The 22,481-nt window shown below is 44.4% G+C and carries 20 protein-coding genes; all 20 read right to left on the minus strand.

What is annotated here, in order from left to right; genetic code table 11:
* Window positions 1-218: 218 nt before the first annotated feature.
* Window positions 219-1,178: an ABC transporter permease gene (locus tag FQV28_RS08070; RefSeq protein ID WP_146495346.1), complete on the minus strand. Its 960-nt coding sequence runs from the start codon at window positions 1,176-1,178 to the stop codon at window positions 219-221.
* 1 nt (window position 1,179) lies between these two features.
* A complete protein-coding gene (locus FQV28_RS08075; RefSeq protein ID WP_146495348.1) occupies window positions 1,180-2,226 on the minus strand; it encodes an ABC transporter permease in 1,047 nt (348 codons plus the stop codon).
* On the minus strand, window positions 2,216-3,787 hold the full coding sequence (locus FQV28_RS08080; RefSeq protein WP_146495350.1) for an ABC transporter ATP-binding protein: 1,572 nt from the start codon (window positions 3,785-3,787) through the stop codon (window positions 2,216-2,218). The genes FQV28_RS08075 and FQV28_RS08080 overlap by 11 nt, the downstream gene beginning before the upstream one ends.
* Window positions 3,788-3,947: 160 nt before the next feature.
* Complete coding sequence (locus FQV28_RS08085) at window positions 3,948-5,024, minus strand: BMP family lipoprotein (RefSeq protein WP_146495352.1); 1,077 nt, start codon at window positions 5,022-5,024, stop codon at window positions 3,948-3,950.
* Window positions 5,025-5,073: 49 nt separating this feature from the next.
* Window positions 5,074-5,802, minus strand: coding sequence for a GntR family transcriptional regulator (locus tag FQV28_RS08090; protein WP_146495353.1), 729 nt, complete (start codon window positions 5,800-5,802; stop codon window positions 5,074-5,076).
* Between the two features lie 199 nt (window positions 5,803-6,001).
* Window positions 6,002-8,266: an FtsK/SpoIIIE family DNA translocase gene (locus tag FQV28_RS08095; protein WP_186763837.1), complete on the minus strand. Its 2,265-nt coding sequence runs from the start codon at window positions 8,264-8,266 to the stop codon at window positions 6,002-6,004.
* Window positions 8,267-8,410: 144 nt separating this feature from the next.
* Entirely contained in the window at window positions 8,411-10,078 is a 1,668-nt protein-coding gene (locus tag FQV28_RS08100) for a ribonuclease J (protein WP_146495357.1), read from the minus strand.
* A gap of 137 nt (window positions 10,079-10,215) precedes the next feature.
* A complete protein-coding gene (locus tag FQV28_RS08105; protein WP_146495359.1) occupies window positions 10,216-11,250 on the minus strand; it encodes an aspartate-semialdehyde dehydrogenase in 1,035 nt (344 codons plus the stop codon).
* Window positions 11,251-11,372: 122 nt separating this feature from the next.
* Window positions 11,373-12,596 carry a M16 family metallopeptidase gene (locus FQV28_RS08110; protein ID WP_146495361.1) on the minus strand — a complete coding sequence of 408 codons (1,224 nt, stop codon included), beginning with the start codon at window positions 12,594-12,596 and terminating at the stop codon, window positions 11,373-11,375.
* Between the two features lie 65 nt (window positions 12,597-12,661).
* A complete protein-coding gene (gene pnp, locus FQV28_RS08115) occupies window positions 12,662-14,776 on the minus strand; it encodes a polyribonucleotide nucleotidyltransferase (protein ID WP_146495363.1) in 2,115 nt (704 codons plus the stop codon).
* A gap of 148 nt (window positions 14,777-14,924) precedes the next feature.
* Window positions 14,925-15,194, minus strand: a complete 270-nt coding sequence (gene rpsO, locus FQV28_RS08120; RefSeq protein ID WP_146495365.1) for a 30S ribosomal protein S15 — start codon at window positions 15,192-15,194, stop codon at window positions 14,925-14,927.
* Between the two features lie 135 nt (window positions 15,195-15,329).
* Complete coding sequence (ribF, locus tag FQV28_RS08125) at window positions 15,330-16,280, minus strand: riboflavin biosynthesis protein RibF (RefSeq protein WP_146495367.1); 951 nt, start codon at window positions 16,278-16,280, stop codon at window positions 15,330-15,332.
* Window position 16,281: 1 nt separating this feature from the next.
* Complete coding sequence (gene truB / locus FQV28_RS08130) at window positions 16,282-17,211, minus strand: tRNA pseudouridine(55) synthase TruB (RefSeq protein WP_146495369.1); 930 nt, start codon at window positions 17,209-17,211, stop codon at window positions 16,282-16,284.
* A 71-nt stretch (window positions 17,212-17,282) separates the two neighbouring features.
* Window positions 17,283-17,639 carry a 30S ribosome-binding factor RbfA gene (rbfA, locus tag FQV28_RS08135; protein ID WP_146495371.1) on the minus strand — a complete coding sequence of 119 codons (357 nt, stop codon included), beginning with the start codon at window positions 17,637-17,639 and terminating at the stop codon, window positions 17,283-17,285.
* An 18-nt stretch (window positions 17,640-17,657) separates the two neighbouring features.
* Window positions 17,658-17,936 (minus strand): DUF503 domain-containing protein, encoded by a 279-nt coding sequence (locus FQV28_RS08140; protein ID WP_146495373.1) that lies wholly within the window; start codon window positions 17,934-17,936, stop codon window positions 17,658-17,660.
* Window positions 17,933-20,218, minus strand: a complete 2,286-nt coding sequence (infB, locus tag FQV28_RS08145; protein WP_146495375.1) for a translation initiation factor IF-2 — start codon at window positions 20,216-20,218, stop codon at window positions 17,933-17,935. Before infB ends, FQV28_RS08140 begins: the two co-directional genes overlap by 4 nt.
* 4 nt (window positions 20,219-20,222) lie before the next feature.
* Window positions 20,223-20,540: a YlxQ family RNA-binding protein gene (locus tag FQV28_RS08150; protein WP_146495377.1), complete on the minus strand. Its 318-nt coding sequence runs from the start codon at window positions 20,538-20,540 to the stop codon at window positions 20,223-20,225.
* Complete coding sequence (rnpM, locus tag FQV28_RS08155) at window positions 20,540-20,818, minus strand: RNase P modulator RnpM (RefSeq protein WP_146495379.1); 279 nt, start codon at window positions 20,816-20,818, stop codon at window positions 20,540-20,542. Before rnpM ends, FQV28_RS08150 begins: the two co-directional genes overlap by 1 nt.
* A gap of 20 nt (window positions 20,819-20,838) precedes the next feature.
* Window positions 20,839-21,969, minus strand: coding sequence for a transcription termination factor NusA (nusA, locus tag FQV28_RS08160; RefSeq protein WP_146495381.1), 1,131 nt, complete (start codon window positions 21,967-21,969; stop codon window positions 20,839-20,841).
* A gap of 7 nt (window positions 21,970-21,976) precedes the next feature.
* Window positions 21,977-22,477 (minus strand): ribosome maturation factor RimP, encoded by a 501-nt coding sequence (gene rimP / locus FQV28_RS08165; RefSeq protein ID WP_146495383.1) that lies wholly within the window; start codon window positions 22,475-22,477, stop codon window positions 21,977-21,979.
* Window positions 22,478-22,481: the final 4 nt, after the last annotated feature.

The following is a 22,481-nucleotide window of genomic DNA, read 5'->3' on the forward strand; positions in this document are numbered from 1 at the left end:
AACTAAATGCAAATAAAGAAAAGCGGAAGCAGCCGCCTAGCCCCGACAGGCAAGAGATGGACCAAAGGCAGTTTGGGCCATCTCTTTGCGACGAAGCAGTGAAGCGATGCAGGAACACAACGGTTTTGGGCAGAACACGCAGGAAATCCTGATTTCCGTAGTGGGCCGACTTTTCCGCCATAAAAAAAAGCCGTCGGAAGGACGGCTTTTACTAGGAATTAACGTTCCCCTTTAATATACGGTTTCCCACTCGCTTTTGGTGCATTGGCACGTCCAATAAAACCGGCAAGCGCTAGAATCGTAAGCACATAAGGAAGAATTAATAAAAACACACTTGGAATATCTTGAACGTAAGGAATGGATGGGCCAGCAATACTCAATGATTGAGCAAATCCGAAGAAAATGGCTGCTCCCATCGCGCCAAGCGGGTGCCATTTGCCGAAAATCATTGCTGCAAGCGCCATGAATCCTTGTCCATTAATTGTTGCATGGCCAAAGTCTCCAGAAATGGTCTGCGCGTAAATCGCCCCGCCGATTCCTGCCAATGCCCCGGAAATCATCACTGCGATATAACGCATTTTGCTGACATTGATTCCCATTGTATCAGCAGCCATCGGGTGTTCTCCTACTGAACGCAGACGCAAACCGAATGGTGTTTTGTAAATCACGAACCAGGCAATAATGGCAACCACAATTGCCAAAATCGATGTATTATAAACGGATTTAAAGAACATTGGCCCAATAACTGGAATATCTTGCAGGAACGGGACGTTGTAGCGTCCAAATCGCTCTGTAATGAAATCCGTTTGGCCTTTCCCGAATATTTTTTGTACCAAATACAACGCCAAAGCAATTGCCAATAAGTTGATGGCAACCCCCGACACCACTTGGTCAGCACGGAAAGAAATAGAAGCGACCGCGTGGAAAAGCGATAACAGCAACGCAGCAACCATCGCCGCAATTAAAGCCAGCCATGGCGTTGCGCCACCGAACGTGTCTGCAAAAAACAAATTAAACAAAATACCGATAAAGGCACCGATAACCATAAGTCCCTCAAGCCCGATATTGACGACTCCCGATCTTTCTGAGAATACCCCGCCAATTGCTACAAAAATAAGAGGAGCTGCATAAAATATCGCTGAAGGAACGATGAAATACAAAACTTCCAAGAAACTCATATTACTTCGCCTCCTTCTTAGTAGCCGCCCGCAGCAAGAGCAAGCGGATTATGTAGCCAGACGCTACGAAGAAAATAATGACTGCGATAACAATTTCAACAATTTCAATTGGGATTCCAGCAGCATTTGGCATATTTAACGCACCGTATTTCAAAGAGCCGAACAATGTGGCCCCAAAAATAACGCCGAGCGGTGTATTCATTCCAAGCAAGGCAACCGCGATACCATCAAAGCCAATACCGGTAAATCCACCTTTAGATGAAACATATTCAAATGTACCAAGAGCTTCCATCGCCCCGCCAAGGCCGGCAAAAGCACCTGAGATAACCATGGCAAGAATAATGTTTTTGTTGACATTCATCCCAGCATATTGAGAAGCATTTTGGTTAAAGCCTACTGCTTTCAATTCAAAACCGAGCGTAGTTTTGTCCAAAATAAACCACATCACCATAACCATTAACAAAGCAACGAAAATCCCATAATGGAGACGGGAGAAATCCGTTAAGTTTTCGAAAAACTCAGAGCGCAAAGAAGCACTTGCAAAAACTGGTTCCGTGCTGTCTCCGCCATCCGATACAGTTTTAATCAATGCGTTCGTAGTATGTAACGCGATATAGTTCATCATAATCGTTACAATAACTTCATGGACATGGAACTTGGCTTTAAGCAGCCCTGGCACAAACCCCCAAAGCCCCCCTGCCACTGCTGCCGCTAGAATGGCCAATGGCAAGTGGATGACTTTCGGCAATTCCACTGCCATCCCTACGTATGCGGCCGCAAACCAACCGACGATCAATTGCCCTTCAACTCCGATATTGAACAGCCCAGAGCGAAAAGCAAATGCCACCGCTAGGCCAGCTAAAATGTACGGTGTGATTTGCCGGATTGTTTCTCCGATTGTATACAGATCTCCAAAGATCCCGTTCCAAAGAGCTGAATAGCCTGCAATTGGGCTAAAGCCACTGACAAGCATGATAATTGCGCCTACCACAAGCCCTAAAATAACGGAAACGATCGGGACCAGGAGATTTATTGCTCTATTCGACATTCTGACCCTCACCTCTCTTCGTCAAACCATTACCATTATTATCATCGTCATTGCGGATATGATGGCCTGCCATCAACAAACCAAGCTGCTGCTCGGTCGTTTCTTCCGGAAGAACGACATCCACAATTTCACCATCGTGGATTACTGCAATACGGTCGGAAACGTTCATAACTTCATCAAGCTCAAATGAGATTAAAAGAACGGCCTTTCCATTGTCACGCTGCTCAATCAAGCGGCTATGGATAAATTCAATTGCTCCTACATCAAGTCCACGTGTCGGGAGTGCCGCAATCAATAATTCAGGATTGCGGTCGACTTCGCGTCCGATAATCGCTTTTTGCTGATTTCCACCAGATAAAGCGCGTGCTGGAGTGTGCGGCCCTTGTGTCCGGACGTCATAAGCTTCAATGATATCCAACGCTTTTTTATCAATTTTGTTGTAATCGATGATGCCCGATTTCGAAATCGGTCCTTTATAATATGTCTGCAAAGAAATGTTGTGGCCAATTGGAAAATCCAGTACCAATCCATGCTTGTGTCTATCTTGCGGGATATGGCCAACCCCGGATTCTGTTACTTGGCGCGGCTTAAGATTTGTAATATCTTTCCCATGGATTGAAACGGTTCCACGTTTTATTTTTCGCAATCCAGTAATCGCTTCGATCAATTCAGTTTGTCCATTGCCGTCAATTCCTGCAATTCCGACAATTTCTCCTTGACGGACGTTCAAACTCAAATTTTTAACTTTTTCCACGCCTCGGTAATCTTCCACCGTCAAGTCCTTAACCATTAAAATATTCTCTTTCGGGAAAGCCTTGCCTTTGTTTGTTTTAAATTCTACTTGGCGGCCAACCATAAGCGCCGCCAACTCATCCGGATTTGTTTCAGCTGTTGTCACTGTACCAATCCCTTGCCCTTTGCGAATCACTGTAACTCGGTCAGAAACATCCATAATTTCTTTCAGCTTATGGGTAATCAAAATAATCGATTTGCCTTCTGCAATAAGCCGTTTCATGATTTGGATCAATTCAGTAATTTCTTGAGGTGTGAGTGAAGCTGTAGGTTCATCAAAAATCAAAATTTCCGCACCGCGGTATAGGGTTTTTAATATTTCAACACGCTGCTGCATACCCACAGAAATATCTTCAATGATGGCATTCGCATCTACATTTAGCCCATACTGCTCAGAAAGTGCCTGCACTTTTTTCGCGGCGTCTTTTTTGTTGGTGACGCCGTATTTGGTCGGCTCGCTTCCCAAAATAATGTTTTCTGTAACTGAGAAGTTTTCAACCAACATGAAATGCTGATGGACCATCCCAATCCCTAAATCATTCGCAACATTGGGGTCGGTAATATTGACTTTCTCCCCACGCACCCGAATTTCTCCGCCTTCTGGCTGGTATAAGCCAAAGAGTACATTCATCAATGTTGATTTTCCTGCTCCGTTTTCACCTAATAAGGCATGGATTTCGCCTTTTTTCAATTGCAGCGTAATGTTGTCATTAGCTAAGAACGTTCCAAATTCTTTTCGGATATTGAGCATTTCGATTACATATTCCACGGTTTTCACTCCCTTGAAAACTGGTACTTTTGTATTAATTAATACAGGAAAGGCTTCTATTGGTTAAAGCCTTTCGTCTATTAATCTTCTAAAATTAGACGAAAAAAAATCATAAAGACCGGCTGAACCGGTCTTTATGATGACCGCAAGTAAATGTGGCTTATTCTACTGTTTCTGGAACTGTGATTTCACCGCTTGCAATTTTTTCTTTGTATTCTTCGATTTGAGCCATTTTGTCTTCTGGAATAGCTCCGCGTGAATCAGCAAGACCGACTCCGTCTTCTGCTAAACCATAAACAATCGTTTCACCGCCAGGGAATTCTCCAGCTTTCGCTTTGTTGGCAATATCGATTACCGCTTGGTCAACTTCTTTTAAAGCTGAAGTCAACGTTACGTTTGCATCGCCAACTTGGCCTTCATCGTATTGGTCAGCGTCAACCCCGATAACCCAAATGTTTGCATCTGGATCTGCTTCTTTACGTTCTTTTGCTTCAGTAAACACGCCGTTTCCTGTACCGCCAGCAGCGTGGAATACAATGTCTGCTCCAGCTGAGTACATGCGGTTTGCAGTTGTTTTACCTAATTCCGCTTTATCAAAAGCACCTGTATATTGCACATCGACTTCAATCGTATTGTCTACAGCGGCAACCCCTTCAAGGAAACCGGCTTCAAAACGCTCGATAACCGGAATATCCTGGCCACCGACAAATCCAACTTTATTCGTTTCAGTCATCAATGCTGCAGCAACACCTGCAAGATAGGCAGCTTCTTGTTCTTTGAACAATACGCTAGCTACGTTTGGTGCATCAACTACTGCATCAATAATCGCAAGTTGAGCGTCTTTCTGCTGCTCAGCGATTTCCTTAACAGCGCCTTCCATTAAGAAACCAATACCGAATACAACATCAAAGTCACGACGGATCAAGTTGTTCAAGTTGGTGTTGTAATCCGCGTCTGAAGCAGATTGCAGGTAGTCGAAACCGCCATCTCCTTTTTTAAGTCCGTTTTCTTCTCCAAACTGCTGAAGCCCTTCCCATGCAGATTGGTTGAACGATTTATCATCCACGCCGCCGACATCTGTAACCATCGCTACAGAAAAATCACTTGCTTCTCCGCCGCCGCTTTCTGAAGAACCACTAGTAGAAGAACCTTCATCACTGCTGCTGCCGCAAGCTGTAAGCATTGTTCCCGCAGCAAGCATTAATGATAGACCCAGACCAAATTTACGTTTTGTCAATGTAATAACCCCCAAGGTATTTTTTTCATAGTAGCAGGAATTTTCAGTTTTACACACGTTTTCGAACTACATGAAAACTGAATTTATCAGCTTTAAAATAGTTCTTAGAATACAGCACCACTTGATCGTTTTCATCATAGTGGATTTGTTTTAACACCAACAATGCGGTTTCTGGATCACATTCGAGTATCGGAGATGCATCTTCATGGTACCCAATTGCATCAATGAACGATACTGCATAAGCAATATGGGTATCTCCAGATTCCTCTAACGCAGAGAAAATAGAACTTTCAGTCCGTCCTAAATAGTTTTCAGGCAAGTAGCCCGATGGAACTGTGTCGATGCAATAAACGACCGGTTCCCCATTTGCTGTACGGACCCGTTCAATTTTAATAATAGTATCATCGCTATTGCATTGAAAGCGTTTTATATCATCTTCCGAAGAAATGGACTCCGTGGTGCTCAAATAAATGGCCCCTGGTTCCATTCCCGCTTGGCGAATCATGTCGGACACACTGGTCAATTGCTCAATGCCTGATGAAAAAACAGGCTTCGGGTTGACAAATGTACCCACTCCATGGCGCCGGATAATGATACTGTCTTCTTCCAATAGCCGCAGCGCTTCTCTAAGAGTGGCGCGGCTTACTCCCAATGATTTGGCCAATTCGAATTCTGATGGCAACTTCTCTTTTTCTTTGTAGACACCAGCTGCAATATCTTGCTTCATTCGATCGATCACTTGGAGATACAATGCACGATGATCCGATTTAATTGTCATGAGATTCACCACCAATGACAGAGATCAGACATCTGATGTAAAACATTCCTACTAACCAGAAATACTATAACACTAAATTTAGTGGAAATAAATAGCCTTTTGTCGAAATTTGCGAATTAATATAACATACTATTTCTTTAATGTGATATTCTGACACAAAAAAACCAATATATATGCTACTCTAACTGAATTTTTCAGTTTAATAGTCCTCTTGTTTTGGAACAAGAACCGTTCTTGGTTTGCTGCCTTCATACGGACCGACTACGCCGCGCTGTTCCATTTGGTCAATAATTCTCGCAGCGCGGGAATAACCAACCCGGAAGCGCCGTTGCAGCATTGAAACGGAAGCTGTTTGCATTTCAGATACCAATTGTACAGCTTCGTCGTAAATTTCATCAGTCTCTTCTTCCAGTTTGGTTTCATCAACTTCGGTTGGAATCATGTCTTCCTGGTATTGCGCTTTTTGTTGCTCAATACAGAAATCCACAATTTTTTCCACTTCTGAATCTGATAAGAATGCGCCTTGCACGCGGACGGGTTTTGATTGGCCTGCGCCGAGGAACAGCATATCGCCACGTCCGAGTAATTTCTCTGCTCCGCCCATATCCAAAATAGTGCGTGAGTCAATTGATGAAGAAACAGCAAACGCAATTCGTGAAGGGATGTTCGCCTTGATTACTCCAGTGATGACATTGACGCTTGGGCGCTGTGTCGCAATGATCAAATGAATGCCTGCCGCCCGCGCCATCTGGGCTATACGTGTAATGGCATCTTCAACTTCGTTTGATGCAACCATCATTAAATCCGCCAACTCATCAACAATGACGACAATGTAAGGCAATTTCGGATGTTTTTCTTCATTTTCATCATTAAAGGTTTGGACATAATCGTTATAGCCCTCGATATTGCGCGTTCCGGTATGGGAAAACAATTCGTAGCGCCGCTCCATTTCCGAAACAATTTTCTTTAGCGCCTGAGCCGCTTTTCGAGGATCAGTGACAACCGGTGCAAGCAAGTGCGGAATACCATTGTAGACATTCAATTCCACCATTTTCGGGTCAATCATCATCATTTTCACTTCATGCGGTTTTGCCCGCATGATGATGCTGGTGATGATGCCATTGATGCATACCGATTTCCCGCTTCCCGTAGAGCCAGCAACCAATAAATGCGGCATTTTGTTGAGTTCAGTCATAACCGCCTGGCCAGATACGTCCCTTCCCAAACCGAATAGCAGTTTTTTGTCGGGTTTGTCGTTTTCCTCCGATTCCAGCACTTCTCTTAAAGAAACAACGGCCACTTCGCTGTTCGGAACTTCAATTCCGATTGCTGATTTTCCAGGGATCGGCGCTTCGATCCGGATATCCCGAGCAGCTAAAGCGAGTGCCAAATCGTCGGAGAGACTGACAATTTTGCTGACTTTAACGCCTGTGTCAGGCAGGACTTCATATTTTGTTACAGCTGGCCCAAGATGGACCTGCGTCACTTTTGCGCGGACGCCGAAACTTTGAAATGTTTTCTCCAATTTTTTTGCATTCTTTTGGATGCCTGCATATTCCCCACTTTGGTCGCTATGGGGCGGCAAGGCCAACAAATTGATCGGAGGCAATTGATATTCTTCGTTTTCCATTTCTTCTGTAGCCGACATCAACGTGATATCCCCGTCTTCCCGAGGGGGCGCTTCTCCGGTTATTACTTCATCCGGTTCTTCCATCACTTCCACTTTTTTCGGCTTCACGTTTTCTGTGAACGCCGAAATGATCGGTTCTTCATGGTGCTCCATCGGCACAACTAATGGATCTTCTTCATAGTCATCCAGCTCTTCGTCAACTTCAAGAGGCTGGTCAAGAACCGGCTTGCTGCGCGTGGATGAGATCTTTTTCCGTTTCGGCTTTTTCTTTTTAAAGCGGTTAAGAGCCGAAAGCATTAACGGCTTCAGGCTAGGAACTTTTTCTGCAATAAATGGAGCTGCTGTTTTGCCAGTCAAGATAATGGCGCCGATAGACAATAAAATAAGCGCAATGATCCAAGTGCCTGCAGTAGCGAACAATACGTGGAATATCGAATATAGGATAGCTCCTAAAAACCCGCCGCCGCTCGCTGAGTAGCTTTCCCATATTGTCCCGGTCACTTTCGTCGACCTGATCGTTTCAGCCATGACATTAGCCGATGTGATCGGCAATATGGACCCTGCGGCCCAAATCAAATGGCAAATCAGTAATGTCCCCGTTAATAGGAAAAAGGCGCCTGCTGCCGCTTTCAGTTTAGGGCGCGGCCAGCTGCGCTTGATCATGACGTGGACAGCTGTAAACAGTAATGCGATCGGCACTAGGAAAGCCAAATAACCCGCAAAAAGTTCGGCCGTATTGTAGAGCATCTTCCCAATAATTCCAAGCTGAAAAGCCATGAATGCGGAAAGCCCAATCAATACGAGGCCAATCACTTCAAATGCGATCATCGGCATCGGCTGTTTCTTTTTTGTTTTTGTTTTCACTTGTTGCTTTTTCTTTGGACGAGTCCGTGGCACTCTAATCCCTCATTTCTCAGATAATCGAAAAAGGATTTCCGCCGATCGGTCGGCTTGGAAATCCTTTCACTTTTTTCTCTCTTAATATTCCATGATAATCGGGATGATCATCGGACGGCGTTTTGTTTGTTGGAACAGGTAAGAATTTAATGCATCACGAATTTCCTGTTTGATGTTATTCCATTCGAACGTTTCTTTCGCTACATACTTATCTACAATTTTACGGACCAATTGAGCCGATTCATCCATCAACTGTTCAGATTCACGCACATAAACAAATCCGCGGGAAATCATTTCTGGGCCGGATGCAATTTTCTTTTCTTTGCGGTTCAAAGTGACCACTACGATGAAAATACCATCTTGCGACAAAAGCTTGCGATCACGAAGAACGATGTTGCCTACATCACCGATTCCAATGCCGTCAATCAGTACATTGCCTGCTGTTACGCGTCCGCTCATGCGTACTTTGCCATTTTTGTATTCAACAATATCGCCTTTATCCGCAATGAAGATTTCCGATTTTTGCAGGCCGACTTGCTGGGCCAATTTCGAATGGGCGATCAGCATCTTGTATTCGCCTTGAATTGGAATAAAGTATTTGGGTTTCATCATATTCAACATCATTTTTAAATCTTCTTGGCTGCCATGGCCGGAAACGTGGACTTTCTTGCTGGAAGTCAATACGTTCGCGCCAGCTTTCGCCAATTTGTTCATCGTCTGGAACATTGGAACTTCCATTCCAGGAGATGGCGTAAACGTGATTAATACCGTGTCCGTATCCTTGATCTTCACGTCTTTATGTTGTTTGCGAACCATCTTGTCAAGCGCTTCTAATGGTTCGCCCTGATTGCCGGTAACGATGATGACAACTTCGTCATCACGGTATTGCTCCAGATCTTTCAACGAAATGACGGTATCTTCATCAACCGTCAGATAGCCGAGGCGCAAGCCCACTTCGTAGCTGCTCTCCAGGCTTCTTCCGGCAACCGCCACTTTTTTCCCGGTCATTTTGGCAAGATCAAACACTTGCTGAATGCGGATGAAGTTTGAAGAGTAAAGAGAAACAAGAATTCTTCCTTCAGCAGCATGGAATGCCGTCAACAAATGATCAGCAATCACTGTCTCAGAAGTTGTATGGCCTGGACGTTCAGCTTCGGTCGAATCTGATAAGAGCATGAGAACGCCGTCTTCTCCCAATTTGGCCATTTTCGCGATATCCGGTCTGTAGCTGCCTTTCGCCGATTGGTCAAACTTAAATTCGCCTGTATGCACAATCGCACCTTCCGACGTATGGAATACAATTCCCAAAGCATCCGGAATGCTATGTGTTGTATGGAAAAAAGTTACATGTGTAGTATCGAAATTCATACGGCTTTTATTTGTAACTTCAAAAAACTTCACATGCTTCAAAGAGCCCTGCTCTTTAACGTGTTCTTTCGCTAACGCAATCGTCAACTTTGATCCGTAAACCGGCGCCTGGATTTTTTTCAATAGGTAAGCAATCGAGCCGATCGCGTCTTCATGACCATGTGTCAAGAAAATCCCTTTGACCCGCTCTTTGTTTTCTTCCAAATAACTCATATCCGGGATAACAATATCGACTCCGAACATTTCATCTTCCGGGAACATCAATCCGCTGTCCACTACGAATAAGTCTTCATCAATTTCAATGACATACATTGCTTTGCCGATTTCGCCGACTCCGCCTAACGGTATTACTCTAATCAATTCATTTTTTATTTTAGCCACTTAATTTCCTCCTAAAATTTACCCGTACATATCCATGGATATTATTATACGGGAATTATAGGAAACAGTCCAAAGAAAAAACAAACCGGGGCAAGCCCCGGTTCATCTACCAAGCTGTATCCAGTTGTTTCGTACAATTATAAGATTTGTTCTTTTACTAAAGCTTCAGCGATTTGAACCGAGTTCAGCGCTGCTCCTTTTACCAAATTATCGGATACGACCCATAGATGGAAGCCTCTTGGATTGTCCAGATCTTGGCGAATCCGGCCGACAAAAACTTCGTCTTTCCCAGCAGCCATTAGGGGCATCGGATATACTTGGTTTGCTGGATCGTCCATCAATTCTACGCCTGGTGCTTGTGCGATCGACTGTTTTACATCCTCAACCGTCGGAACTCCTTCAAGCTCGACATACACCGATTCCGAATGGCCAGTCACGACTGGAAGGCGGACGCAAGTAGCGGCTACCGATAGGTTTTCATCGTGCATGATCTTTTTCGTTTCGTTGATCATTTTCATTTCTTCAAACGTGTATCCATTGTCAGTGAATTGATCAATTTGCGGAATTGCATTAAAAGCGATCGGATAATGGCGGTCTGCCGATTTCACCGGCAATACACTCGCTTCCGCATTTTTCACATTATCAAAGTCGGCACTTTGGTTTTTCAACTCGTTGATGGCATTTACGCCTGCACCTGATACGGCTTGGTAAGTTGAAACGACAATTTTCGATAGTCCGTACTGTTCTTTGAGGGGTTGAAGGGCGCAAACCATTTGTATTGTAGAACAGTTCGGATTCGCGATAATCCCTTTATGGGCATGAATGTCCTCTTTGTTTACTTCTGGCACAACAAGCGGCACTTCTTTGTCCATGCGAAAAGCACTGGTATTGTCGATAACAACTGCTCCACGTTTAACGGCTTCCGGCGCAAACTTTTCGGAAATGCTGCCTCCAGCACTGAATAAGGCCATATCAATGCCTTCAAATGATTCCGGCACTGCTTCTTGAACGATATATGTTTCGCCTTTAAAAGCTATTTCCTGGCCAGCAGAACGGCTGGATGCCAAAAATACGATAGTTTTAACTGGAAAGTTTCTTTTTTCAAGTTGTTCTTTCATTTGTTGGCCGACTGCTCCAGTGGCCCCCATAATTGCTATATTATACGATTTCACAAGCTTCTCTCCTTCAATGATATTGGCGTAATTGTACCATAATTTAGCCTACTGCAGTATTGAATTAAACAAAAAGCTTCGGGCAAATACCGTTGGAAGAAAAAATAAAAGAAGCTCCCTCGTTAAGAGGAAGCTTCTTTTGACCGAATGATTGAAATTGCTGGTTGACCGGTGATCAAGCTCATCAGCGATTCCACTTTTTCTTGGGAGACCGCATCAATTTGTGCTAATACTTCATCATAGTCCAAATGCCGGCCAAGCATCAATTCTTGTTTGCCATTGCGGCTCATGCGTGAACTCGTGCTTTCTAGGCCAAGCATTAAATTGCCCTTTAGCTGTTCCTTGGAATCCGTAACTTCTTCCCGCCCTAGTCCTTGCAAGCGCATTTCTTCAAGCGATTGCAGAATCACTTCCTGCAATTCGGGGATTTGCTCATCAGCCGTACCGCCGTAAATGGCTAATGTGCCATGGTCGGAATAGGCTGAATGATAGGAGTATACCGAATAGGCCAACCCCCGCTCTTCCCGGATTTCCTGGAACAGGCGCGAAGACATCGAACCGCCTAATATATTGTTTAACACCGACAAGCTATAAATATTAGGGTCGTTCAACGAAAGTCCTGGATACCCTAAACATAGATGGCCTTGTTCCGTGTCTTTATTTTTATAGGAAAATCCGGCAGAAAAATCCGGCAGCATATGAATTTTTTTGTTTTCCGGTTTTTTAAATGAACCAAAAAGAGTTTCGGCCACTTTTAACAATTGCGGCGTGATATTTCCCGCTATGGAGACGACCGTATTTTTCGGCGTATAGAAGCGGTCCATAAACTCTATGATTTTTTCTTTAGTAAACCTTGGAAGCGTTTCAGTGGTCCCTAGAATGGGAGCACCGATTGAGTGGTGTGGATACATCACTTTCCATAGCTGTTCGTGGACATCGTCATCCGCCATGTCTTCGGTCATACTGATTTCTTCCAAAACCACTTGCCGTTCCTTATCAATTTCAGCGGGGTCCATCACCGAGTTGAAAAACATGTCTGCAATTACCTGTACCGCATGCTCTGCATGATGGTCAAGAACTTTCGCATAGTAGCACGTATATTCTTTTGATGTGTAAGCATTGATGTCTCCGCCGATGCGGTCAAATTCACGGGCAATTTGTTTAGCTGTACGCGTTTCGGTTCCTTTGAACAACATATGCTCGATAAAATGTGTAATACCGTTTTCTTCAGGCGATTCATCGCGCGATCCCGCTTTCACAAAAACGCCGACAGCCACCGAGCGAAAATGCGGAATATGTTCTGACACGATGCGCAATCCATTTTCGCAAGTATGTGTTGTAACCACTCTAACCGTCCTCCCATACGAAAAAATTGCCAACAGAAGCTGGCAATTTCCCGTATTTCTTAATTTTATTGGTTGGCTTTTTCAGCCTCTTCTTTTTCTTCTTTTAAAACAATCTTCCGTGACAAGTTAACACGGCCTTGGCGGTCTATTTCAATCACTTTTACTTTCACGACATCATCCAGCTTTAACACATCTTCCACTTCTTTTGTCCGTTCTTCCTGGATTTCAGAAATGTGGAGAAGGCCATCTTTGCCAGGGAACAATTCGACAAATGCACCGAATTTTTCAATTCGTTTTACTTTGCCTTCATAATATTCTCCGACTTTCGCTTCGCGGACAATATTTTCAATCATCGCTTTCGCTTTTTCGTTCATTGTTTGATCAACGGAAGAGATAAAGATTGTGCCATCTTGCTCTGTATCAATTTTAACGCCAGTCTCATCGATAATTTTGTTGATGACTTTGCCACCAGGCCCGATTACGTCACGGATCTTGTCCGGATTAATCTTCACCATGATGATTTTCGGCGCATATTGTGATAAACGTTCACGCGGTTCAGAAATCGTCGCTAACATCGAATCCAAGATATGAATACGCCCAATTTGAGCTTGTGTTAATGCTTCTTCCAGAATTTCGCGGGACAGGCCTTCGATTTTGATGTCCATTTGAAGTGCCGTGATGCCTTTTGCAGTACCAGCCACCTTAAAGTCCATATCGCCAAGATGGTCTTCCATGCCTTGAATATCTGAAAGCACTGTATAGTTATCGCCTTTTTTCACAAGACCCATGGCAATGCCGGCAACCGGCGCTTTCAATGGCACCCCTGCATCCATCATTGCCAAAGTTGATGCACAAATACTCGCCTGTGAAGTCGAACCGTTCGATTCAAGAACTTCAGCAACCAAGCGAATTGTGTAAGGGAAGTCTTTTTCGTTCGGAATAACAGCTTCCAATGCACGTTCACCAAGAGCCCCGTGGCCGATTTCGCGCCGGCCTGGGCCACGAAGAAAACCAGTTTCCCCTACTGAGAACAACGGGAAGTTGTAATGGTGCATAAAGCGCTTTGTATCTTCAATTCCAAGGCCGTCAATGATCTGGACATCGCCAAGAGCCCCTAACGTACAAATGCTCATTGCCTGAGTTTGTCCACGAGTAAACAAGCCCGAACCATGGGTACGGTTTAAGATGCCGACTTCTGAAGACAGTGGCCGAATTTCAGAAGGCGTGCGGCCGTCGGGACGGATTTTTTCATCCGTGATCAAGCGGCGGACTTCTTCTTTGACCATTTTATCCAAGATTTGGTTGACTTGTTTTTTGACATCATCATCAGCGTCTTCGTAAGTAACTAGAACGCGTTCTTTGACAACGTTGATTGCTTCAGAACGTGCTTGTTTTTCACTTACTTGAACCGCTGTTTTCAAATCGGTTTCAGCTGCGGCTCTGATTGTTTCGGTAAGATCGGCATCTAACTCATAAAGTTGGATTTCCGTTTTTTCTTTTCCTACTTCTGCCGCAATTTCTTCTTGGAACGCAATCAATTTCTTAATTTCTTCATGGCCGAACATAATTGCTTCTAACATCGTTTCTTCAGATACTTCTTTTGCACCTGCTTCAACCATGTTAATAGCGTCTTTCGTTCCCGCAACCGTTAAGTTGATCAAGCTTTGCTCCAACTGTTCGTTTGTCGGGTTGATGATAAATTCATCGTCGATCATTCCGATGATTACTCCCGCAATTGGTCCATCGAACGGAATATCGGAGATCATCAAAGAAAGTGAAGAACCAAACATTGCTGCCATTTCAGAAGGGCAATCCTGGTCTACGGACATGACCATGGAGATGACCTGTACTTCGTTGCGGAAACCATCCGGAAATAGTGGGCGAATCGGACGGTCGATCAAACGGCTCGTCAAAGTCGCTTTTTCTGATGGACGCCCTTCGCGTTTAATAAAACCGCCTGGAATTTTGCCGACGGCGTAAAGGCGTTCTTCATAGTTAACTGTAAGCGGGAAAAAATCCGTCGCTTTCGGTGTTTTTGAAGCTGTTGCTGTAGAAAGTACTGCCGTATCGCCATAACGGATCAATGCTGCTCCGTTTGCCTGTTTTGCCAATTGACCGACTTCGACCTGCAATTTCCGGCCTGCCCAATCAAGTGTATAAACTTTTTTCGTTTGCTCCATAATCGAGCTCCTCTCTCTTACAATCTTTCAAAAACTACTTTATGTATCTTTTAGTAGTGTATCAAAAAAGCACCTTTAGTGCGATTGAATGTTAAAACTTTTATGCATAAAGAAAAAGCGGGACAAGTCCCGCTTTTGCTAGTTGCTATTATCGGCGTAAGCCTAGTTTTGAGATTAACTCACGGTAGCGCTGTACATCGTTCTCGCGCAAGTATTTAAGCAAGTTACGACGGCGTCCTACCATTTTGAAAAGTCCACGACGTGAGTGGTGATCTTTTTTGTGGGTACGCAAGTGCTCGTTCAAGTTGTTGATGTCTTCTGTAAGAATGGCGATTTGAATTTCTGCAGATCCAGTATCTGTTTCATGCACTTTAAATTCATTGATCAATTCATTTTTACGCTCTTGAGTGATAGCCATACTGTTTCCACCTCCTAATTTCGAATATCCCCAATTACCGAGCAAACGTTGGTGATTCGTATTGCCAAGCAATGGTTCGTACTTTTAGTACTTGTAAATCATAGCATATCGCTTTTTCAAAATCAACTGCTCCGTTTAGTTTAAGCTCTCGAAAAACCGGATTGCTGTTTCTTTGTCCCGCTGAATTTGCGCTTTTAATTCGTCGATTCCTGAAAATTTCTTTTCGTCGCGGATTCGCTGATGCCATTCGACCGTCACTTGTTCCCCGTAGATATCTTTGTTGAAATCAAGAATATACACTTCAATGCTCAGCTTTTTCACTTCTGGATTGTTGAACGTCGGCTTGTAGCCAATGTTGCAGACACCATCGTAGAGGTTTTCCTGTACACGGATCCGGACAGCATAAACGCCGCGGCCTGGCACAAAAGTTCCGAGTTCCGGTTCGACATTCGCAGTTGGAAACCCGATCGTCCGTCCTCGCTTATCCCCGTTGACTACAGTGCCGACGATTTTGAACGGACGGCCAAGAAGACGGCAAACTTCCCCGACTGCGCCTTCTTTCAATAAACCGCGAATGCGCGTCGAACTGATTTTCTCTTCTCCATCTTCTTGCTTTGGAATGACTGTGATGCCATATGCACCTTCGCTGCACTCTTTCATTGTCTCCATATCGCCTTTGCCAAAATTGCCGAATGAAAAATCAAATCCGGCAGTAACGTGGACAACGTTAAGGTCCTTGATAAAATGCTGAATAAACTGCTCCGGCGTCAACTGGGCAAATTCCGATGTGAAGCGCACGATAAAGCAAACGTCGACTCCGATTTCTTTTAATATTTCCATTTTTTGCCGTAGAGGAGTTATATAGAAGACTTCTTCTTTTCTCCCCCCTAAAACTAGCGATGGATGCGGATCAAATGTCATGACCGCAGATTTGATGCCTTGTTCTTTCGCCCGTTCGATAGCTTCGCCGATAACGCGTTGATGCCCTTTATGTACACCGTCAAAAAAACCAAGAGCCATAGACAAAGCTCCTAAATCTTCTTCGATTTTCATTTGGTTTGGATAGTTCAAGTAAAAAATCTTCATTTTACACCTCGTCCATTGTCGGTATGCTAAACATTTTTTCCGGCTTCATCTTATCCGCTTTTTCAGGATGCCTTTTGTATAATGCTAACGGATGCCCCTTGACAGTAAATACTACAAATTCTTGTTCGGCAAGAATCGAGTGGCGCTCGAGCACCTGGCCGTTTTTGATCGCAAATATATTTTTTTCTTCGATTTCGACAAAAGGAAAGACACTGAGGCCATAACTTAGCGGTTTCAAGATAGTATTTACATTATCATTTTGCGCAAGTTCAGCCACTTGAGCAAGTGTTACGCAATCTTCACGGCTGAATTTTCCTGACTGTGTCCTTGTCAGCCTAGACATATGAGCCGGATAACCCAGTGCCTGTCCAATTTGAACAGCCAGTGTCCGGATGTACGTTCCTTTGCCGCAGCGGATCCGTATATTGAACTTTATGCTTTTGCCAGTCCACTCCTGCTGGTCATCCAGCAGCTCAATAGCGTCGATGCGGACGATGCGCGAAGGCCGCTCCACTTCGATGCCTTGCCGCGCATATTCATAGAGCTTTTTGCCCTTCACTTTAACCGCTGAATACATCGGTGGAATTTGAGTGATTTCTCCAGTTAATTTTTCAAACACATCAAGCAATTGCTCTTTCGTAATATGCTTTTCGCTGTCATCGGTTGCCACAACACTTCCTGTCGCGTCTTCTGTTTCAGTCGAATAGCCGATGGTCACTTCCGCTTCATACGATTTCCCTTGGTCCGTGATGTATTCAGCCACTTTTGTGGTATTTCCGATGCAAATCGGCAAAACTCCGTCCACTTCAGGATCGAGTGTGCCTGTATGGCCGACTTTCTTCGTTTTTAAAATTTTTCGCAGTTTGAACACACAGTCATGGGAAGTCATGCCACGTTCTTTCCATAATGGCAAAATGCCGTTGATCGCCATCCATTTCAGCCCCTTAATTTCTATGTAAAAAAAGCCTGCTAATCTAAGAAAATAGACCGCAGGCTCGAGTTTTATTCTTCTTCTTTAGGTTCTTCTTTTATGTCGCGCAACAAAGAGTCAATGCGATTGCCATATGCTACAGAAGTATCAAATTCAAACGATAATTCCGGAGTTTTCCGCAACCGGATCCGTTGTCCGATTTCCGAACGGATAAACCCTTTGGATTTGGATAACCCGAGCAATGTTTGCTCTTTTGTCTTATCATCGCCTAAAACACTGATATAGACTGTAGCCATTTGCAGGTCACCCGTTACTTCAACATCCGTTACGGTTACAAAACCGATTCTTGGATCTTTCAGTTTGCGGCTGATGATATCGCTCAACTCTTTTTTCATTTGTTCACCTACACGATTCGAACGCATCGTCATCACTATTTCACCTCGTTCTCACAAATATTCTTTTTGAATCTCTAAACATTCCCATTCCGGATTGCTTTCCAAGTAGTGCAGCACTTGCTCCATTTCCTTATCCGCCATTTCTTTCGAGGAAGAAACAGTGACAAAAGCGATGCGCGTTCGCTGCCATACATTTTGGTGGTCGACTTCCGCAGCGGAAACGTTAAATTTTTGCTTTGAACGGGTTAACATGCTTTTTAAAACTGCCCGTTTTTCTTTCAAGGAATGTGCGGTTGGAATGAAAAATTCGCATTCCATGTAAACGATCATTTCCGTTTGATTTCTTCCATTACGTAAGCTTCAATAATATCAAGTTCTTTAACATCATTGAAGTTTTTGATGGTAATCCCGCACTCATATCCTTGAGCAACTTCTTTAGCGTCATCTTTAAATCGTTTCAACGTATCGATTTCACCTTCGAAAACAACAATGCCTTCACGGATAACACGAACGCCGCTATCTCTTGTGATTTTGCCTTCTATTACATAACTGCCGGCAATTGTACCGACTTTCGATACTTTAAATGTGCTGCGGACCTCTGCTTGGCCGATAATTTTTTCTTCAAATTCAGGATCAAGCAATCCTTTCATTGCGAACTCGATTTCTTCGATCACTTTGTAAATGATGCGATGCAGACGAATATCTACGCCTTCAGCTTCTGCAGCACGCTTCGCGTTTACATCCGGCCGGACGTTAAAGCCGATGACGATTGCATTGGATGCAGCAGCAAGGGCGATGTCCGATTCAGTAATTGCGCCAGCGCCGGTGTGAATAATTTTCACATTTACGCCTTCTACATCAATTTTCATAAGGGAAGCAGCCATGGCTTCTACTGAACCTTGAACGTCAGCTTTAACAATCAAGTTTAGTTCTTTCATTTCCCCTTGTTTCATCTGGTCAAACAAATTATCAAGCGTAACACGTGTTTTCTCTGAACGCTGAACTTGAAGCGCTGAAGCGGCGCGGGTTTCGCCCACTTGGCGCGCTGTCTTTTCATCTTCAAAAACAACAAAACGGTCTCCTGCTTGTGGAACATCGTTCAATCCTGTAATTTCAACCGGAGTTGAAGGGCCTGCATCTTTAACGCGGCGCCCAAGGTCATTGACCATTGCGCGGACACGGCCATACGTGTTGCCGACAACAATTGGGTCTCCAACATTCAACGTTCCATCTTGCACTAGCAATGTAGCTACCGAGCCGCGGCCTTTATCAAGCTCCGCTTCAATAACGGTACCAATTGCACGTCGTGCAGGGTTCGCTTTCAGTTCTCCAACTTCTGAAACAAGCAAAATCATTTCAAGAAGCGAATCGATGCCTTCGCCTTTCAAAGCCGAAATTGGAACGAAAATTGTATCGCCGCCCCAAGCTTCCGGCACTAATCCGTGTTCAGTCAACTCTTGCATTACGCGGTCCGGATTTGCGCTTGGCTTGTCCATTTTGTTGACCGCGATAATGATCGGAACTTCAGCCGCTTTTGCGTGGTTGATTGCTTCAACTGTTTGTGGCATAACGCCGTCATCAGCTGCTACTACGATAATCGCAAGGTCAGTGACTTTGGCTCCACGTGCGCGCATTGTCGTAAACGCTGCGTGCCCTGGAGTGTCCAGGAATGTAATTTTTTTGCCGGCTTCCGTAACTTGATAAGCGCCGATATGCTGCGTGATGCCGCCTGCTTCGCCTGCAGTTACTTTCGTATTGCGGATAGAGTCCAGCAACGTCGTTTTACCGTGGTCAACGTGGCCCATGATCGTAACAACCGGTGGGCGCTCTTGTTGAAGGTCCTCGTCTTCAGGTTCGAAGTAAACTTCAAGGTCTGTTTTATCGACCAGAATTTCTTCTTCTACTTCCACTTCATATTCTGCACAAACCAATTCAATCGCATCTTTATCCAATTCTTGGTTGATGGTCGCCATCACGCCGAGCATGAATAATTTTTTGATGATTTCTGATGGTTCGCGTCCTAATTTTTTTGCCAGTTCCGCTACAGTCAAAGACTCGGAGAACGTTATTTTCGCCGGCAATTCTTTTTCTTTTCTTGGCATTGGCGGCATCGGATTTACCGGTGCCTGTTGTCTGTTTTTGTTGCGGTTTTGATTGTTGCGGTTGCCGCCTGGACGGTTGTTCGAACGTTGGCCTGGGCCAGCAGTCGGTTTCGCCGCTTTTGGCGTAAAATTCGATCCTGTAGTCGGACGGTTCTGGCCTTGTCCAGCAGGACGGTTTTGTCCTTGCCCTGAGCCAGATGGACGTGACTGGCCTTGTCCAGATGGGCGATTGCCTTGCCCAGATCCAGCAGGACGGTTTTGCCCTTGTGACGGACGGTTCCCGCCGCCTGTAGGACGGTTCTGGCTTTGGTGCTGTTGGCGTGTCTGTGTTTGCAAACCTTGTCCATTGGCAGAGTTTTTATAAATGCTGTCCAATTTTGAAATAGCAGTAGGCTCTAATGTAGCCATATGGTTTGCCACTTCAATGTTTAGCTTGGATAACTCTTGAATGATCTCTTTGCTCGGCTTGTTTACTTTTTTGGCGTATTCATGTACTCGAATATTGGTCATCTGCTCACCCCCGGTTATTTTCGTCGAATAAGCTAGTCAATTTTTTAGCAAATCCTGCATCTGTTATTGCGATAACGACTCGTTCATCTTTGCCGATTGCTTGGCCAAGTTCAAACCTTGTGCCAAAAACATGTACTTTGACACCGTATGTTTTGCATTTATCATGCAATTTCTTGTTCGTATTGGCAGAAGCATCTTCTGCTAATATGACCATTTTCGCGTTTCCTCTGCGCACTTCATTGACTACCAGTTCTTCCCCGGTCACAGTCATTCGGGCGCGCGTAGCTAAACCTAAAAATTGAAGAATTTTTTGTTTGATCATTATTTCAGCTGCTCTCTGAGAACGACGCGAATCAATTCATCGTATATTGCTTCTGGAATTTTAACTTCCAGCTGATTTTCCAGCACTTTCTTTTTGCGTGCAACCGCGATGGCTTCTTCCGTCTTAGAGACATACGCCCCACGGCCTGATTTTTTCCCAGTCAAATCGACAAATACTTCGCCTTCTTTTGACCGGACTACGCGGATCATTTCTTTTTTAGGATGCATCTCGCCTGTTGCTACGCATTTCCGAAGCGGAATTTTCTTTTGCAGAGCCACCGGACATCACCTTTTCTCTGTTATTCTTTTTCGTTGTAAAAATCAAAATCGTCAAGATCTTCTTCGTCCGATTCCACTAGCTCAATACTAGCGTTCGGATTCGGATAGATGCCCATTTCCCGGGCATCTGTTTCACTTTTAATATCGATTTTCCAGCCTGTCAACTTCGCAGCGAGACGTGCGTTTTGACCGCGTTTGCCGATTGCCAGTGACAATTGGTAATCCGGTACAACAACAGTAGTCGATTTTTCTTCTTCGTTGACTTGTACATCTAGTACTTTGGACGGGCTAAGCGCGTTTGCGACAAATACCACCGGCTCTTCGGACCATTCAACAATATCGATCTTTTCACCATTAAGTTCATTGACGATTGTTTGGACACGAGCACCTTTAGCTCCTACGCAAGAACCTACCGGATCAATATCTTCGCGGTGTGCGACAACCGAAATTTTCGAGCGGTCGCCTGCTTCGCGAGCAATTGATTTGATTTCAACAATGCCGTCATAGATTTCTGGAACTTCTGTTTCAAAAAGGCGGCGCAATAAACCAGGATGGGTACGCGACACAAACACTTGCGGCCCGCGCGTTGTGCGTTCCACTTTCGTGATATACACTTTGATGCGGTCATGCGGCTGATAGGATTCGTTCGGCATTTGCTCAGTCTGCGGAAGAACCGCTTCCACTTTGCCTAAGCCGACATACAAATTGCGTGCGTCCATGCGTTCAACGATTCCGTTGACAATATCATCGGCGCGGTCGACGAATTCTTCAAAGATCAATCCGCGTTCTGCTTCTCTCACTCGTTGTGTCACCACTTGCTTTGCTGTTTGGGCAGCAATGCGCCCAAAATTGCGAGGCGTCACTTCTTCTTCCACAACATCGCCTACTTCATAAGCAGGGTTGATCGCTTGTGCATCTTCCAGGGAAATTTGCAGGCGTTCGTCTTCCACTTCTTCTACAACGTCTTTACGGGAATAAACAAGCATCGTGCCTGTGTTCAAATTCAAATCGACCCGCACGTTTTGCGCTTGGTTGAAATTGCGCTTGTACGCAGTTACCAACGCCGCTTCAATCGCTTCAATCAGTACATCGCGTGAAATCCCTTTTTGTTTCTCCAATGCATCTAAAGCATCTAATAGCTCACTGCTCATCTTATATTCACTCCCAAGTTCTTAAATCAGGTTTTGCAGAAAAATCAATGGCGAGCCGGATGACTGCAATTTTCTTTCTTTCAACCACAATTGTTTTTCTTCTTGTCTTGATTTTGATCTCAATTTCAACTTCTTCATCATTGTACGAAATCAAATAGCCTTCGAATTCTTTCACATTTTCAATCGGTTCATAAGTTTTGATGTAAATATACCGGCCTAGAGCCTTTGCAAAGTCTTTTTCTTTCTTCAACGGCCGTTCAGCACCCGGCGAAGAAACTTCCAAAAAGTAGTTCTGCTCAATCGGATCTTGCTTGTCCAATACTTCACTCAACTTTTCACTCACCAATGCGCATTGGTCAATATCAATGGGCGCTTCCGGATTGTCTACGTATACCCGCAAAAACCAATTGCGGCCTTCTTTCAAAAACTCTACGTCAACAAGTTCTAAATTTAGTTCGTCGATGATCGGCTGAGCGATTTGTTCGACAGTTTCTGTGATTTTGCTCATACAT

The organism is Planomicrobium sp. CPCC 101079, from assembly GCF_007859275.1.
Lineage (GTDB): Bacteria > Bacillota > Bacilli > Bacillales_A > Planococcaceae > Planococcus.